Origin of the sequence: Methylobacterium sp. WL119 (assembly GCF_008039875.1) — a bacterium.
In the GTDB taxonomy this organism is placed as follows: domain Bacteria; phylum Pseudomonadota; class Alphaproteobacteria; order Rhizobiales; family Beijerinckiaceae; genus Methylobacterium.
The window spans coordinates 1-14,715 of sequence record NZ_VRUU01000109.1 but is presented as its reverse complement, the minus strand read 5'-3'; the positions used below and the strand labels follow the sequence as shown (position 1 = coordinate 14,715).

Below are 14,715 nucleotides of genomic sequence, written 5' to 3'. Positions count from 1 at the left end.
CGCGGCCCCTGCCGTCGACAAGGGCTCCGCCCTCTACGGGCGCCCCGAGGGCGGGGACGCCGCCAAGCTCGCACCGATCTCCGGGCCGCCGCTCGCGACGCCGCTGGCGAAGCTCCCGCTCGACAAGCTGACGGTGCCCGACGGCTTCAAGATCGAGGTCTATGCCAGCGGGCTCGCCAACGCCCGCTCGATGCGCCAGAGCCCGGACGGGACTCTGTTCGTCGGCACCCGCGCGGTCGGCAAGGTCTACGCGATCCCGGCGAAGGTCGGGCCTGACGGCAAGCGCGAGGTCAAGACCATCGCCACCGGCCTGCACCGGCCGAACGGGCTCGCGTTCCACGACGGATCTCTGTTCGTGGCCGAGCTCTCGAAGATCTGGCGCTACGACGGCATCGAGGCGCATCTCGACGAGGTGCCGAAGCCGGTGCTGGTCTACGACGACCTACCCAAGGACGAGGCGCACGGCTGGAAGTTCATCGCCATCGGCCCCGATGACAAGCTCTACGTCCCGGTCGGATCGCCCGGCAACATCACGATGCCGCCCGACACCCACGCCCAGATCCGGCGGATGGACCTCGACGGCAAGAACGTCGAGGTGATCGCCCGCGGGGTGCGCAACACCGTCGGCTTCGACTGGAACCCGATCACGAAGCAGCTGTGGTTCACCGACAACGGCCGCGACTGGGTGTCGGAGGACATCCCGAACGACGAGCTCAACGTGCTGACCGAGCCGGGCAAGCAGCATTTCGGCTTCCCGTACTGCCACCAGGGCACCTTCACCGATCCGGAATACGGCTGGGGCCATTCCTGCGCCGAGTTCACGGCGCCGGCGGCGCTGCTGGGCCCCCACACCGCCTCGCTCGGCCTGCGCTTCTACACCGGCGCCATGTTCCCGGCGGACTACAGGAACGCGATGTTCATCGCCCGGCACGGCTCGTGGAACCGAACGCGCAAGCTCGGCGGCGACGTGGTGGTGGCCCGCCTCGGTTCCGACGGCAAGGTCGCCTCGGTGGAGCCGTTCCTCTCCGGCTTCCTGCAGGACAACAAGTATGTCGGCCGCCCCGTCGACGTGCTGGTGGCCGACGACGGGGCACTCCTGGTCTCGGACGACTACAACGGCGCGATCTACCGGATCAGCGCCGCGCAATGAGCCGCGCGATCGCCCCGGCCCTCCTCCTCGCGACGCTCCTCCTCGGGACGGCGACGTCCGCCCCGCTGGGGGAGCGGCTGGTGCCCTGCCTCGCCTGCCACGGCGAGCGCGGCACCTCCGGGACCGAGGGCGTGCCCTCGCTCGGCGGGCAGATGCCCGACTACGTCGTCACGCAGCTGTTCCAGTTCCGGGAGCGGCAGCGCGAGGCGCCGCCGATGAACGACATGGCGTCGGCTTTGTCCGACGACGACCTGCGCGGCTTCGCCGACGCGGTGGGCGCCCTGCCCGCACCGGTCCCTGCCGGCGGCCCGCCCGATCCAGCACTCCTCGCGCGGGCGCAGGCGCTGGTGTCCAAGCACCAGTGCAAGTCCTGCCACGGGGCCGAGCTGACCGGGCGCGACGCGCTCGCGCGCATCCGCGGCCAGCGCGAGGACTACCTCAAGGCGGCGCTCACGGCGTATCGCTCGAACGCCCGGCCCGGCTACGACCCGGCGATGAACGAGGTCGCGCAGACGCTGAAGGACGACGAGATCGCCGACCTCGCCGCCTACATCGCGCGGCTCTGAGCGAGGCTTCAGCCGGTGCGGATCGCCGCGACCGCCCCGCGGGCCGTGGCGAGGAAGCCCGGCTTCAGCTCGAGGGCGAGGAAGCGGGCCGGGTCGACCGGGCCGGGCAGGACCAGATGCTCGGCCAGCACCGGCGAGAACCCGAACCGGGCATAGAACGGCGCGTCGCCGACCAGGATCACCAGGCCCTCGCCGGCCGCCGTCGCCGCGGCGAGGCTCGCCCGCATCAGCGCCGTGCCGACGCCGCGCCCGGAGAAGCTCGGATCGACGGCGAGCGGCCCCAGCGCGAGGAAGCCGGCGCCGCCGGCCGTCACCGGCGCCATCCGCACCGAGCCGACGAGGAAGCTGCCGACCGAGGCCGTGACGCTGAGGTCGGCCCGGTGCGCCGAGCCCTCGCGCAGCCGGAACGCGGTGCGCGCGTAGCGCCCGGGCCCGAAGGCGCGGGCGTGCAGACGCTCGATGGCGTCGCCATCGTCGGGGTTCTCGGGGCGGATGACGAGGGAGAGGGCTGGCACGAGGTTCGGCGTAACAGGTTTCGACGGCGCCCGCAGCCGCTACGCGGCGGCGGCGAGAACGGGCTGCGCGTCGCTCCGCACCAGCCGGTAGAACCCGAACGCGGCGACCCAGATCAGGCCGCCGAAGGCCGCCGCCGTCCCGAGCACGAGGCCGAAGCCGCCACGGTCGTGCAGCAGGGCGATCAGGGGCACCACGAAGCCGCTCGCGGTGAAGCCCACGAAGTAGCGCAGGCTGTAGGCCTTCGCGCGCTGGTGCGCCGGGACGTAGCGCGCGATCATCGCGTCGTTGATGACGACCTGCCCGTAGATCGCGGCGATCGCCAGCACCAGCCCGAGCAGCAACAGGGGGCCGGAGGACGCCGCCGCGAGACCGAGGCCGAGCGGCTGCAGCACCGACAGGCCGAGGAACAGGCTCGGCAGGCCGAAGCGGTCGACGAGGCGGCCCATCAGCAGCTGGGTCAGCGCGCCGAAGACGAAGACCGCGGTGGCGATCGAGCCGATCAGGGTCAGCGACAGGGCCTGCCCGACGCCCTCGTCGATCACCTTCGGCAGCGAGATCGTGGTGACGTTGAAGGTGATGCCGCCGGCGAAGATCGCCACGCCGAACATCGCCAGAAGCGCCATCGGCCGCGTCACCGGGATAATTGCCGCCCCGCCGGCCTTGCGCGCCTCGCCGTCCCCGTCCCCCGGCACCATCGCGACGAAGGCGGTGCCGCAGGCGAGGCACACGAGGCCGGGCACCACGAAGGCGGCCTGCCAGCCGAGCGTCGTGGCGAGCAGCGCCGTCGCGCCCGAGGCGCTGGCGGCGCCGAAATTGCCCCAGACCCCGTTGATGCCGAGGTCGTGCCCGAGGCGCCGCGCGTGGGTGACCAGCATGGTCGAGCCGACCGGGTGGTAGATCGCCGAGGCGAGGCCGAGCACGCACAGCCAGATCGCGAACGCGGTCGGCGTCGCGGCGCTGGCGACCCCGAGGCAGGACAGCCCGTAGCCGAAGAAGAACACCGCGAGCATGTTGCGCCGCCCGAAACGGTCGGCGAGCGAGCCCATCGGCAGCGAGCACAGCCCGAAGGCGACGAAGGCGCCGGTCGCGAGCCCGATCAGCTCGCCGTAGCCGAGGCCGGTCTGGCTCGCGATGGCGATCACCGCGGTCGGGTAGATCAGCAGCACGAAGTGGTCGAGGGCGTGCGCCACGTTGACGAAGCGCAGGGTGCGGCTGGAGAGATCGTCCGGGCTCATCGCGGCGTATCCTTCGGGACCGCCGCCTCATACCCTGACCCGATGGACGGTGTCGGGCCGCAAATGTACGCTCCCGGGCCATTCTTCGACGCGCCCGTGCATGCGCGGACGGAAAGCGACCCTTTGCGAGGATGGGCCATGCCGCCGCGCTCGACCGATGCCGCCGACTACCAGGACGTGCCCCGGTCGGTCGCGGTGATGCCCAAGGCCTTCGCCGCCGCGAGCCGGACCGACCGGCACTTCCACCCGCGCGCACAGCTGCTCTACGCCACCGCCGGGTTGATGATGGCCTCGGCCGACGACGGCACCTGGGTCGTGCCCGAGGGGCACGCGCTGCTGATCCCGCCGCGGCTGCCGCATGCGGTCGCGATGCACGGGGCGGTGGCGATGTGCTCGGCCTATCTCGATCCGCGCGCCTTCGCCGTCCCGGATCGCTGCCGGGTGATCGCGGTGTCGCCGCTCCTCGTCGCGGCGCTGGCGGCGCTCGCCGAGGAGCCGGTGCTCTACGACGAGGCCGGCCGCGGCGGGCATCTCGCCGCCCTGGTGCTCGACGAGATCGGCCGGGCCCCGGAGACGCCGCTGGCGCTTCCGCTGCCGCGCGACGCGCGCCTGCGCCGGGTCTGCCTCGGGCTGATCGAGGATCCGGGCTCGGCCGACGACCTCGATGCCTGGGCGACGCGCGCGGGCGCGAGCCGGCGTACGCTGACCCGCGGGTTCCGCCAGGAGACCGGTCTCAGCTTCGGCGATTGGCGCGCGCGGGCGCGGGTGATCCGCGCGCTGGCCCTCGCCGCCGACGGCCGCCCGGCCGGGCACGTCGCGGCGGCGGTGGGGTATCGCAGCCGCCACGCGCTGCGCGCGACGGTCGGGCGGGTGCTGGGCCCGCACGGCGCGCGGCCCCATATCCCCGGTTGATCAGCCGGAGGCCGATGGGCATGCTCTACGAACTCGCCGCGCTCTCATGCCCCCTGAACGCGCTCGATCGCGCCTCCGAGGGGGCGGCGGCCTGGGTCGGCGCGCCCGAGGCCGGCGGCAGCGTGCTCGGGAGCTGGCGCACCGAGATCGGGATGCTCGGCCGGCTCCTGGTCCTGCGCGGCTTCGAGGCGCCGGAGGCCATGAGCGCCGAGCGCCGTCGCGCCCTCATGTGCGCGAGCCCGTTAAACGCCGGCGGCGTCGCGACCGCCCTGGAGATGGACAGCTACGCCGCCTTTCCGTTCCTGCCGCCGGTGCGCACCGGCGCCCGCGGCGGCGTCTACGAGTTCCGCACCTACCGCCTGAAGCCTGGTGGCCTGCCGCCGACGCTCGACGCCTGGGAGGCGGCCGTGCCGCCGGCCAAGCCCTACACCGACCACCTCGTGACCAACCTGTACGCGCTCGACGGCGCGCCGCGGATCACCCACATCTGGGGCTTCCCGAGCCTTGGGGAGCGGGCGTCCCTGCGCCGCGCGGTGCAGGGCTCGGGGCACTGGCCGCCGAAGGGCGGCCCCGACCACATCGCCGAGGCCGTCTCCAGTATCGGCCTCCCCGAGGCCTGGTCGCCGCTGACCTGATCGTTGCCGCTCAGGTGGCGCGGGCGGAAAAGTCGATGCGCGGGTCGATCCAGACGTAGATCAGGTCGGAGAGCAGGTTCACCGCCAGCCCGAGCAGCGAGAAGATGTACAGGGTGGCGAACACCACCGGATAATCGCGCCCGACGATCGCCCGGAACGAGAGCTCGCCGAGGCCGTCGAGCGAGAAGATCGTCTCGATCAGCAGCGAGCCGGTGAAGAAGGCCGAGATGAAGGCTCCGGGAAAGCCCGCGATGACGATCAGCATCGCGTTGCGGAAGACGTGGCCGTAGAGCACCCGTCGCTCCGACAGCCCCTTCATCCGGGCGGTGAGCACGTACTGCTTGCGGATCTCGTCGAGGAACGAGTTCTTGGTCAGCAGCGTCGAGGTCGCGAAGGCGCCGATCACCAGGGCGGTCAGCGGCAGCACCATGTGCCAGGCGTAGTCGCCGATCTTCTGCCAGGTCGAGAACGTCTCCCAGCCCTCGCTGGTCAGCCCGCGCAGGGGGAACCACTGGAAGAACGAGCCGCCGGAAAACAGGATGATCAGCATCAGCCCGAACATGAAGCCCGGCACGGAGTAGCCGACGATGACGACGAACGAGGACCAGCGGTCGAAGCGGGCCCCGTCGGAGACCGCCTTGCGGATGCCGAGCGGGATCGAGATCGCGTAGGACAGGAGCGTCATCCACAGGCCGAGCGAGATCGAGACCGGCAGCCGCTCCTTGATCAGCTCGATGACGGTGACGTCGCGAAAGTAGCTGCGGCCGAAATCGAAGCGGACGTAGTCCCACAGCATCTTGGCGAAGCGCTCGGGCGCCGGCTTGTCGAAGCCGAACTGCTTCTCGAGCTTTGCGATGAAGTCGGGGCTCAGCCCCTGCGCCCCGCGGTAGCGCGAGCTCGCCTCGCCGCCCGAGGCCGGCCGGCTCGCGCCGCCGAGGTCGCCGGTGCCGCCGGTGACGCGCGAGAGCGTGCCGTCGCCCTGCCCCTGCATCTGCGCGAGCACCCGCTCCACCGGCCCGCCCGGGGCAAACTGCACGATGGTGAAGGTGATCAGCATGATCCCGAACAGGGTCGGGATCATCAGGCCGATGCGGCGCAGGATGTAGCCGAGCAACGAAGGTGTCTCCTGTGTCGCCGACGCCCCGAGGGCCGGGGCTCGGCGGTCCGGCGCCGCGCGTCAGTTCCGGCCGATCCGCTTGGCCTTGTCGGCGTCGAACCACCACACGGCCGGGGCGCCGAGATCGTATTTCGGGCCCTCCGCCGGATGGCCGTAGACGTCCCAGAGCGCGAGCTTGTGCGTGCCGGCATACCACATCGGCACCCAGTAGCGCCCGGCGCGCAGCACCCGGTCCAGCGCCCGGCACGCGGCGTTCAGGGCGTCGCGGGATTTCGCGTCGGCGATGGCGGTGAGCAGCGCGTCGATCGCCGGGTTCGCGATGCCCGACAGGTTGTTGGAGCCCGCCGTGGCGGCCGAGCGCGAGCCGTAGGTCTCGCGCAGCTCCGCCCCGGGCGTGACGCCGCTGGCGTAGCGCCGCGAGGTCATGTCTAAGTCGAAGTCCTTGAGACGCGACTGGTATTGCGAGGCGTCGACCGTGCGGATCGTCGCCTTGATCCCGAGCAGGCCGAGGTTGCGGATCAAGGGATGGGTATGCGGCTCCAGCGCCGGGCTCGAATCGAGGAACTCGATCTCGAACGGCTTGCCGCCGGGCAGCGTGAGCAGGCCGCCGTCGCGGGTGCAGCCGGCCTCGCGCAGCAGCGCGTCGGCCCGCCGCAGCAGCGTGCGGTCCTGCCCCGACCCGTCCGAGACCGGCGGCGTCCACGGCTCGCCGAACACCTCCGCCGGCAGGTCCTTGCGCAGGGGCTCGAGCAGCGCCAGCTCGTCCGGGGACGGCGTGCCGGTCGCCTTCAGGACGGAGTTCTCGAAGAACGAGTCCGTGCGCGTGTAGGCGCCGAACATGATGTTCTTGTTCGTCCACTCGAAGTCGAAACACAGGCCGATCGCCTCGCGCACCCGCGGATCGCGGAACTGGGGCCGGCGGGTGTTGATCCACCAGCCCTGCGTGCCGGAGGGACGGGCATCCGGCACGGTGGTGCGCACTACGCGGCCCTCTGTCGCCGCCGGGAAGTCGTAGCCGGTGGCCCAGACCCGCGCGGTGAACTCCTCGCGGAAGGTGAAGGCGCCGCCCTTGAACGCCTCGAAGGCGACGTTGCGATCGCGGAAATACTCGTACCGGATCGCATCGAAGTTGTTCTGCCCGACCATCACCGGAAGGTCCGAGGCCCAGTAGTCGCGCACCCGCTCGAACTCGATCGCGCGGCCGACATCGACGCGGCCGACCTGGTACGGCCCCGAGCCGAGCGGCGGCTCGAGGCTGGAGGCCGCGAAGTCGCGCTTGGCGTAGTAGGCCGCCGAGAAGATCGGCAGCTGCGCCACGGCGAGCGGTAGGTCGCGGGCGCGGCCGGGGGCGAAGCGGACGACGACGGTCTCGTCGTCGAGCGCCCGCGTATCCGTCATGTCCCGGATCACCTCCGAGATTTCCGGGTGGCCCTTCTCGCGCAGCAGCGTGAGGCTGAAGGCGACGTCCTTCGCGGTCAGCTTGGAGCCGTCGTGGAACCGCGCCTGCGGGCGCAGGGCGAAGGTGTAGGCCAGCCCGTCCTCGGACACCGTCACCGCGCGCGCCACGAGGCCGTAGAGCGCGTCCGGCTCGTCCAGCGCCCGCACCATCAGGCTGTCGAAGGTGAGGTTCATGCCGGCGGCCCCCTCCCCCTGCAGCACGTAGGCGTTCAGGGTGTTGAAGGTGTCGGGCGCCTGGTTTCCGAAGGTCTGGCTCAGCTGCGACGAGAAGCGGCCGCCCTTGGGCGCCATCGGGTTCACGTAGTCGAAGCGCTGGAAGTCCTTGGGGTATTTCAGCTCGCCGAAGCTCGACAGGCCGTGCGAAGCTTGGCTTTCCGCGGCCGCCGCGCGGGGAAGGGCCACGCCGGCCGTCAGCGCGCCCGCGCCGAGGACCAGGGTGCGGCGGGAGACGCCGCTCAACGCGGCGCCCCGGTCTTGGCGGCCGCCGCCGCGTCGTACCACCAGGTCGTCGGGAAGCCGGACGAGCCGTAGAGCGGCAGCACGGCGGGGTGCGCGAAGCGGTTCCAGCGCACCGTCCGCGAGACGTTCGAGGCCCATTGCGGCACGACGAACTCGTGGGCGAGCAGCACCCGGTCGAGGGCGTGGGTCGCCGTCAGGACGCCCGGTCGGTCCTTGGCGAAGATCACCGTCTCGATCAGCGCGTCGATCGCGGGATCCTTGATGCCGATGAGGTTGCGCGAGCCCGGCTTGTCGGCGGAGGCCGAGCCCCAGAACTCGCGCTGCTCGTTGCCGGGGGAAAGCGACTCCGGCCAGGAGCCGGTGGTGACGTCGAACTCGAAGTTGCGCATCCGGTTCTGGTACTGCGCCTGGTCGATCACCCGCAGGGTGGTGCCGATGCCGATGAGCTTCAGCTGCGCCGAGAACGGCAGGATCACCCGCTCGAAGGTGTTCTGGAACTCGAGGAACTCGACGGTGAGCGGCTCGCCCGTGGCCTTGTTCACCATCCGGCCGTCGCGCTGCTCGTAGCCGGCCTCGCGCAGCAGGCGCACCGCCTCGCGCAGGTTCGTGCGCACGGCTTCGGGCGTGTCGCTCACGGGGTTCTTGTAGGGCGCGGTGAAGACGGAGGGCGGCACCTTGTCCTTCACCGTCTCCAGCAGCGCCTTCTCCTCGCCCTCGGGAAGGCCGGAGGCGGCGAGCTCGGAGCCGTAGAAGTACGAGTCGATGCGCTTGTAGAGGCCGTAGAACAGGGCCCGGTTCATCTCCTCGAAGTTCATCGCGAGGTTGAAGGCGCGCCGCACCCGCGGGTCCTTGAACTTGTCCCTGCGCGTGTTGAAGATGAACGCCTGCATGTTGCCGTTGCCGCGATCGGGGAAGGCCTCCTTGATCAGGCGCCCGTCCTTCACCGCGGGGACGTCGTCGTAGGCGGTGGCCCAGTTGCGGGCGATGTTCTCGACGCGGAAATCGTAGAGGTCGCCCTTCAGCGCCTCCACGAGCACCGTCCCGTCGCGAAAGTACTCGTAGCGCTGGGTACCGAAGTTGTTGCGCCCCGCATTCACGGGCAGGTCCTTGCCCCAGTAGTCGGCGACGCGGACGTAGGTCGCCGAGCGGCCGGGATCGAATTTTTCCAGCTTGTACGGGCCGGAGCCGAGCGGCGGCTCCAGCGTCGTCTCCGTGACGTTGCGCGGGCGCCCCTGCGCATCCTTGCCCGTCCACCAGTGCTTGGGCAGCACGCGCAGCTGCCCGATCACCTGCGGCAGCTCGCGGTTGCCGGTCTCGGAGAAGGTGAAGGTCACCTCGCGCGGGCCCGTGGCCTCGGCCTTGGCCACGGTCTGGTAGTAGGCGGCGTAGAACGGGCTGCTCGCCTTGAAGGTCTCGAACGACCAGACCACGTCCTCGGGGGTGATCGCGACGCCGTCGTGCCACTTCGCGGCCTCGCGCAGGCGGTAGGTCACCGAGCCGAGGTCGGGCGCGACGCGCAGCGCCTCGGCGAGCAGCCCGTAGGAGGTGAAGGGCTCGTCCAGCGACTCGGTGGTGAGCGTGTCGTAGAGCAGCGCGATCCCGCCCTCCAGGTCGCCCTTCAGGCCCGAGACCACGAGGTTGAAGTTGTCGAACCCGCCCTGCGCCCCGAGGCGCACGAGACCACCCTTGGGGGCTGCCGGGTCGGCGTAGTCGAAATGCTTGAAGTCCGGGCCGTATTTCGGCTGGCCCATCAGCGTCACCGCGTGCACCCAGCCGGCACCCGCCGCCGGCGGCGCCGGCTCGGATTGCGCGCCCGCGGGTCCTGCGAGGCAGGCGAACGCCAGGGCGGCGGCCAAGGTGCCTGCGAACAATCGTCCGATCACGGGATGCGCTGTCACGAGGGGGCAGTCTCCGGTTCGTCGGTCATCGGCCGTTCGGCGGGCCGTTCCCGCCTGCTTAGGACGGACCGCACCGCCACGCCAACCCGGCGCGTCCGCGCACGCCCTGCCGGCCCGGCGACAACCCGACGGCCTCCGGCGCGTTGGAGCCGATCAGGACAGGAACACCGATGCCGAGCATCCGCCACGACACCATCCCGCTGAACGGCCTCGACATGCACGTCGCCAGGCTCGGCAGCGGCCCGCCGCTGCTGCTGCTTCACGGCTGGCCGGAATTCTGGCTGACCTGGGAGCCGGTGATGGCGCGGCTGTCGGACCGCTTCACCTGCATCGCGCCGGACCTGCGCGGCTTCGGCGCGACCGGGAAGCCCGATGCGGCGCCGAACGACGGGGTCGGCGTCAAGGTCCACGCGCAGGACATCCTCGCCCTCCTAGACGCGCTCGGCGTCGCCCGCGTCGGCGTGGTCTCGCACGACGTCGGCGCCTACGTCGCGCAGGGGCTCGGGCACATGGCGCCGGAGCGGCTGCGGAAGCTGTTCTTCTTCGACTGCCCCTACGGCGGCATCGGCCCGCGCCTCGGCGCGCCCGAGAAGCTGCGCGAGATCTGGTACCAGTCCTTCCACCTGATGCCCTACGCGGCCGATCTCGTCGGCTCGTCGCGGGAGGCCTGCCGGACCTATATCGGCGGCATCCTGCGGCACTGGTCCGGCCCGAACCCGCACGCCTTCGACGACGTGCTCGACGCCTTCGTCGACAACTTCCTCGCGCCCGGCAACCTGCAGGGCGGGTTCGACTGGTATCTCAGCCAGAACGAAGGGCGGCTCGCGATGATCCGCGGCGAGGCGCCCGCGCCGAAGCCCATCGCGGTCCCGACCTGCATCCGCTGGGGCGATTCCTCGCCGCTCTTCCCCTACGCCTGGACCGACCGCCTGTCGGACTACTTCACCGACCTCGACCTCGCGCCGTTCCCCGGCGCGGCGCACTTTCCGCATCGGGAGAAGCCCGACGCGGCAGCGGCCGAGATCGCGCGGTTCTTTTCGGATCTGCGCGGCTGAGCGGCTGCTGAGGTGATCTTCGGCGCGAGCAGGAGTGAAGCCACCGCCTCTTCCCTCCCCCCTCTGCGGGGGAGGGTGGCCCGCGAAGCGGGTCGGGAGAGGGGAGCGCGTTGTCCGGATATGGCGCTCCCCTCACCCGACCCTCGCTGACGCGAGGCTCACCCTCCCCCGCAGAGGGGGAGGGAAACGCGCTGATGCTTCGATATCGACGCGAGAACTCGTCGCCTACGCCGCCCGCCCGCGCCGGCCTTCCACCAGCCACATCGCCAGCACGGCCGCGGCCAGCAACGCCAGGGCTGCCAGCCCGAGCGCCAGGGGATACACCTCGACGCCGCGGATCACCGCGCTGTCGCTCGGGCGGAAGCCGATCCAGTCGGCGCCGGAGAGGCGGCCGCCGCGCACGCTCTGGAGGCGGGGCACCGCGACGGCCCCCGACGCGTCCGCCACCCGCCGGATCGAGCCGCCGGAGGCGTCGGCCACCGGCTTCAGGCGCTCGGTATCGCTGAACACGTCGGCGAGCTCGCGCGGGTTCGGCGGGCCGACGCTGACGAAGGCGGCCAGCGTGCCCGAGCGCAGGGTGTGCAGGCCGAGCTCGGCCGCCTCGAAGGTCGCGCCGAACAGTCCCGGCTCCGAGGGCTTCAGGGTCAGGGTGCTCACCTTGCCGGTCGGGCTCGTGACGGTGACCGGATCGGTCGCCTCCGCCATGGTCTGGCGCTCGACGCGGACCTCGCGGCCGCGCCCGGTCATCTGCGCGCGCAGCGCTTCCTCCTCGAGCGCCGGCTCCTTCATCAGCCAGTGCGCGAGGCGGCGCAGCAGGTCGAGATAGGGGCCGCCATCCTGGTAGCCGCGCGCCCAGAGCCAGGCGTGATCGGACAGCATCAAGGCGACGCGGCCCTTCTCTTCACGCGAGAGCGCGAGCAGCGGCAGGTTCTCGGCGCCCGACAGCAGCGGCTGGTTGCCGGCCCGCGGCTGCGCCGCGACGATGCGGAGCCAGTCGCCCCAGGCCGGCGGCGTGGCGTCGCCCCCGGGCAGCGCCCGCGTCACCGGATGGCGGTTGCCGGTGGCCGTCGCCGTCGGCTTGTAGGGCTGCTCGACGACCCGCCCGTTCGGGTCGCCCGGCAGGATGCCGGCGAGCCGGGTGCGCGCGAGGCTCGCCGGGCCGGCGAATTCCGGGCCCGCCGCGATCAGCAGCGCGCCGCCCTCGCGGACGTAGCGGGTGATGTTGTCGAAGTAGGCCGAGGGCAGCACGCTCTGGTTGGCGTAGCGATCGAAGATGATCAGGTCGAAGTCCTTGATCTTCTGAACGAACAGCTCGCGCGTCGGGAAGGCGATCAGCGAAAGCTCGGAAATCGGCGTGCCGTCCTGCTTCTCCGGCGGGCGCAGGATGGTGAAGTGCACCAGGTCGACGTTGGCGTCGGACTTCAGCAGGTTGCGCCAGGTGCGCTCGCCCTGGTGCGGCTCGCCGGAGACCAGCAGCACGCGCAGCTTCTCGCGGATCCCCTCGATCGGCAGCACGGCGCGATTGTTGACCGTGGTCAGCTCGCCCGGCAACGGCTCGACCTCGATCTCGACGACGTTCGGGCCGCCGTGCTCGATCTTGACCGTGAGGTCGAAGGGCTTGTCCGTCGGCACGGTGCGCCGCCCGATCTCCTCGCCGTCGCGGCGCAGGGCGACGACGGCCGAGCCGGTGCCGCCGCGCTCCATCACCTCGGCCCGGATCGTCAGGTCCTTGCCGACGATGCCGAAGCGCGGCGCCTCCAGCAGCTTGATCTGCCGGTCGCGCTCGTCCGGGTGGCCGGTGACGAGCACGTGCAGCGGCGCCTTGATGCCGAGCGCGGCGAGCGAGGCCGGGATGTCGTGGACCACGCCGTCGGTGAGCATGACGACGCCGGCCAGCCGCTCCGGCGGCACGTCGGCGAGCGCCTGCCCGAGCGCGGTGAACAGCTTGGTGCCATCGTCGCCGGCGGCGTCCGGCACGTCGATGAAGCGCGGCTCGATGTTGGCCAGCGCGCCGAAGCGGCGCTGCAGCTCTGACCGGACCTGGTCGGTTACCGCCGGCCGATCGCCGAGCGCCTGCGACCCGGACCGGTCGACGATCACCGCGGCGATGTCCTTCACCGGCTCGCGATCCTCGCGCACCAGCGCGGGGTTGGCCAAGGCCGCGAGCACCAGGCCGAGCGCCAGCGCCCGGAGGATCGCCGTGCGGCCGCGCGCCAGCAAGGCGAGGACCGCGAACAGCACCACAACGACGGCGAGCACCGCGAGCACCGGCCAGGGCAGCAGCGGCGTGAAGCTGAGGCTCAGCATGGGGTGAGAGCCTTGTGTCCTGGGCGCGCGCGCCGCGCATGCTCCCTCCCCCCTCTGCGGGGGAGGGTGGGCCTCGCATCAGCGAGGGTTGGGAGAGGGAAGCGCCGTATCCGGCACCGTCGCTCCCCTCTCCCCCCCTGCTCCGCAGGGTACCCTCCCCCGCCGAGGGGGGAGGGAGAAGAGCTGGCCTGAACGCGAAGAGATCTCACTGTCCCAGCCGCTCCAGCAGGGCCGGCACGTGGACCTGGTCCGCCTTGTAGTTGCCGGTCAGCGTGTACATCACGATGTTGACGCCGCCGCGGAACGCCATCTCGCGTTGGCGCTGGTCGCCGCCGACCACCGGGTAGAGCGGGTCGCCGCGGCGGTCGATCGCCCAGGCGGCGGCGAGGTCGTTGCCGGTGATGACGATCGGGCTGACGCCGTCCCCCGCCCGCGCCGGGCGGCGCTCGGTGCCCTCGGCGGCCGGCGGCAGCGCCTCGACCCAGGTCTGGCCGGTGGCATAGCGCCCGGGAAAGCTGTCGACGAGGTAGAACGCCTTCGTCAGCACGTGGTCGGACGGCACCGGCTCAAGCTCCGGGATCTCCAGCGTCGCCAGCATCTTGCGCAGGTAGGCGGCCTCCGGCGTCGGTGGCCCACCGGCCCGCGTCGTCAGCGCGTCGCGGGTGTCGAACAGGACGGTGCCGCCGTTGCGCATGAACGCGTCGATCCGCCGGATCGTCGCTTCCGAGGGCTGGGGCCGGCCCGGCGCGATCGGCCAATAGATCAGCGGATAGAACGCCAGCTCGTCCTTGGCCGGGTCGAGGCCGGCGGGCTCTCCCGGCTCCAGGGCGGTCCGCGAGGCCAGCATCTGAGTCAGGCCGGTGAGACCGGCTCGGCTCGCCTCGTCGACCGCCGCGTCGCCTGTGACCACGTAGGCGAGCCGCGTGACCAGTGCCGACTCGATGCCGTTCGGGCGGTTCGCCGGCGGCTCCTCCGCCCGCGCCGGCGGCGCGCCGAGGCCGCCGAGCATGAGCACGCCCGCCATCGCGAGCATCGCCGCGCGGCCGCGCAGGCGGCCGACCAGTCCGTCTGAGCCGCGGTTGAGGAAACCGCCGAGCCAGAGCCCGGCCAGCGTGTCGAGCACCAGAAGCAGCAGCGCCAGCGTGAACAGGCTCGGGCGCAGGTCCAGGGTCTCGGCACCGGCGAGCGTCCCGGTGCGGGCTCCGTTCAGTGGCGCGAGGTCGAGCGCCCTGAGGCGGTCTTCGGTCCGCAGGGCGTTCACCGCGGTGCCGCCGTCGGCGGGACCGTAGAAGCCCGGGGGGTGCTCCGGCGAGGCGCGGTCGGCGTAGTCGGCCGGCACCGCGGTGGCCGAGGCCGGCGGGGTGCCGAGCGCGCCGAAGCCGTCGAGCGCCAGCCGCGGGGCGAGGA

At 71.8% G+C, this 14,715-nt stretch carries 12 protein-coding genes; 5 read left to right on the top strand and 7 right to left on the bottom strand.

Annotation, left to right across the window (positions count from 1 at the left end; translation table 11 throughout):
• Together FV227_RS24310 and FV227_RS24305 are read left to right on the top strand one after the other, a co-directional pair.
• Nucleotides 1-1,150 (top strand): PQQ-dependent sugar dehydrogenase (locus tag FV227_RS24310; protein ID WP_246688379.1); only part of this gene is annotated, 1,150 nt, incomplete at its 5' end.
• Nucleotides 1,147-1,716: a c-type cytochrome gene (locus FV227_RS24305; RefSeq protein WP_147729890.1), complete on the top strand. Its 570-nt coding sequence runs from the start codon at nucleotides 1,147-1,149 to the stop codon at nucleotides 1,714-1,716. The genes FV227_RS24310 and FV227_RS24305, both read left to right, overlap by 4 nt.
• Before the next feature lie 8 nt (nucleotides 1,717-1,724).
• Here FV227_RS24305 and FV227_RS24300 read toward each other — a convergent pair whose 3' ends face one another.
• The gene (locus FV227_RS24300) at nucleotides 1,725-2,231 is read right to left on the bottom strand and encodes an N-acetyltransferase (RefSeq protein ID WP_147860108.1); all 507 of its coding nucleotides are present in this window, start codon (nucleotides 2,229-2,231) and stop codon (nucleotides 1,725-1,727) included.
• 39 nt (nucleotides 2,232-2,270) lie between these two features.
• Nucleotides 2,271-3,467, bottom strand: coding sequence for an MFS transporter (locus tag FV227_RS24295; RefSeq protein WP_147844362.1), 1,197 nt, complete (start codon nucleotides 3,465-3,467; stop codon nucleotides 2,271-2,273).
• 138 nt (nucleotides 3,468-3,605) lie between these two features.
• On the opposite strand from FV227_RS24295, the gene FV227_RS24290 reads away from it, so the two are divergent.
• Both FV227_RS24290 and FV227_RS24285 read left to right on the top strand, forming a co-directional pair.
• Nucleotides 3,606-4,379 (top strand): helix-turn-helix transcriptional regulator, encoded by a 774-nt coding sequence (locus tag FV227_RS24290; RefSeq protein ID WP_147860107.1) that lies wholly within the window; start codon nucleotides 3,606-3,608, stop codon nucleotides 4,377-4,379.
• A gap of 20 nt (nucleotides 4,380-4,399) precedes the next feature.
• On the top strand, nucleotides 4,400-5,014 hold the full coding sequence (locus tag FV227_RS24285; protein ID WP_147729762.1) for an NIPSNAP family protein: 615 nt from the start codon (nucleotides 4,400-4,402) through the stop codon (nucleotides 5,012-5,014).
• Between the two features lie 10 nt (nucleotides 5,015-5,024).
• Here FV227_RS24285 and FV227_RS24280 read toward each other — a convergent pair whose 3' ends face one another.
• The 3 genes from FV227_RS24280 to FV227_RS24270 form a co-directional block, all read right to left on the bottom strand.
• Entirely contained in the window at nucleotides 5,025-6,128 is a 1,104-nt protein-coding gene (locus FV227_RS24280) for a microcin C ABC transporter permease YejB (RefSeq protein ID WP_147860106.1), read from the bottom strand.
• A gap of 63 nt (nucleotides 6,129-6,191) precedes the next feature.
• Nucleotides 6,192-8,048 carry an extracellular solute-binding protein gene (locus tag FV227_RS24275; RefSeq protein ID WP_147860105.1) on the bottom strand — a complete coding sequence of 619 codons (1,857 nt, stop codon included), beginning with the start codon at nucleotides 8,046-8,048 and terminating at the stop codon, nucleotides 6,192-6,194.
• Nucleotides 8,045-9,946: an extracellular solute-binding protein gene (locus FV227_RS24270; RefSeq protein ID WP_147727832.1), complete on the bottom strand. Its 1,902-nt coding sequence runs from the start codon at nucleotides 9,944-9,946 to the stop codon at nucleotides 8,045-8,047. The genes FV227_RS24275 and FV227_RS24270 overlap by 4 nt, the downstream gene beginning before the upstream one ends.
• A gap of 170 nt (nucleotides 9,947-10,116) precedes the next feature.
• Between FV227_RS24270 and FV227_RS24265 the strand changes: the two genes are divergently transcribed.
• Nucleotides 10,117-11,001, top strand: a complete 885-nt coding sequence (locus FV227_RS24265; protein ID WP_147727831.1) for an alpha/beta hydrolase — start codon at nucleotides 10,117-10,119, stop codon at nucleotides 10,999-11,001.
• Nucleotides 11,002-11,226: 225 nt separating this feature from the next.
• Here FV227_RS24265 and FV227_RS24255 read toward each other — a convergent pair whose 3' ends face one another.
• Nucleotides 11,227-13,308 carry a hypothetical protein gene (locus tag FV227_RS24255; protein ID WP_147727830.1) on the bottom strand — a complete coding sequence of 694 codons (2,082 nt, stop codon included), beginning with the start codon at nucleotides 13,306-13,308 and terminating at the stop codon, nucleotides 11,227-11,229.
• Between the two features lie 205 nt (nucleotides 13,309-13,513).
• Nucleotides 13,514-14,715: DUF4159 domain-containing protein (locus FV227_RS24245; RefSeq protein WP_147860104.1), on the bottom strand; the 1,202-nt coding region annotated here is incomplete at its 5' end.

What these genes read in the sequence shown, in the direction of transcription:
- FV227_RS24305 (WP_147729890.1), top strand. Translation starts at nt 1,147, where the DNA reads ATGAGCCGCGCGATCGCCCCGGCCCTCCTCCTCGCGACGCTCCTCCTC.
- FV227_RS24295 (WP_147844362.1), bottom strand. Translation starts at nt 3,467, where the DNA reads ATGAGCCCGGACGATCTCTCCAGCCGCACCCTGCGCTTCGTCAACGTG.
- FV227_RS24290 (WP_147860107.1), top strand. Translation starts at nt 3,606, where the DNA reads ATGCCGCCGCGCTCGACCGATGCCGCCGACTACCAGGACGTGCCCCGG.
- FV227_RS24285 (WP_147729762.1), top strand. Translation starts at nt 4,400, where the DNA reads ATGCTCTACGAACTCGCCGCGCTCTCATGCCCCCTGAACGCGCTCGAT.
- FV227_RS24265 (WP_147727831.1), top strand. Translation starts at nt 10,117, where the DNA reads ATGCCGAGCATCCGCCACGACACCATCCCGCTGAACGGCCTCGACATG.
- FV227_RS24255 (WP_147727830.1), bottom strand. Translation starts at nt 13,308, where the DNA reads ATGCTGAGCCTCAGCTTCACGCCGCTGCTGCCCTGGCCGGTGCTCGCG.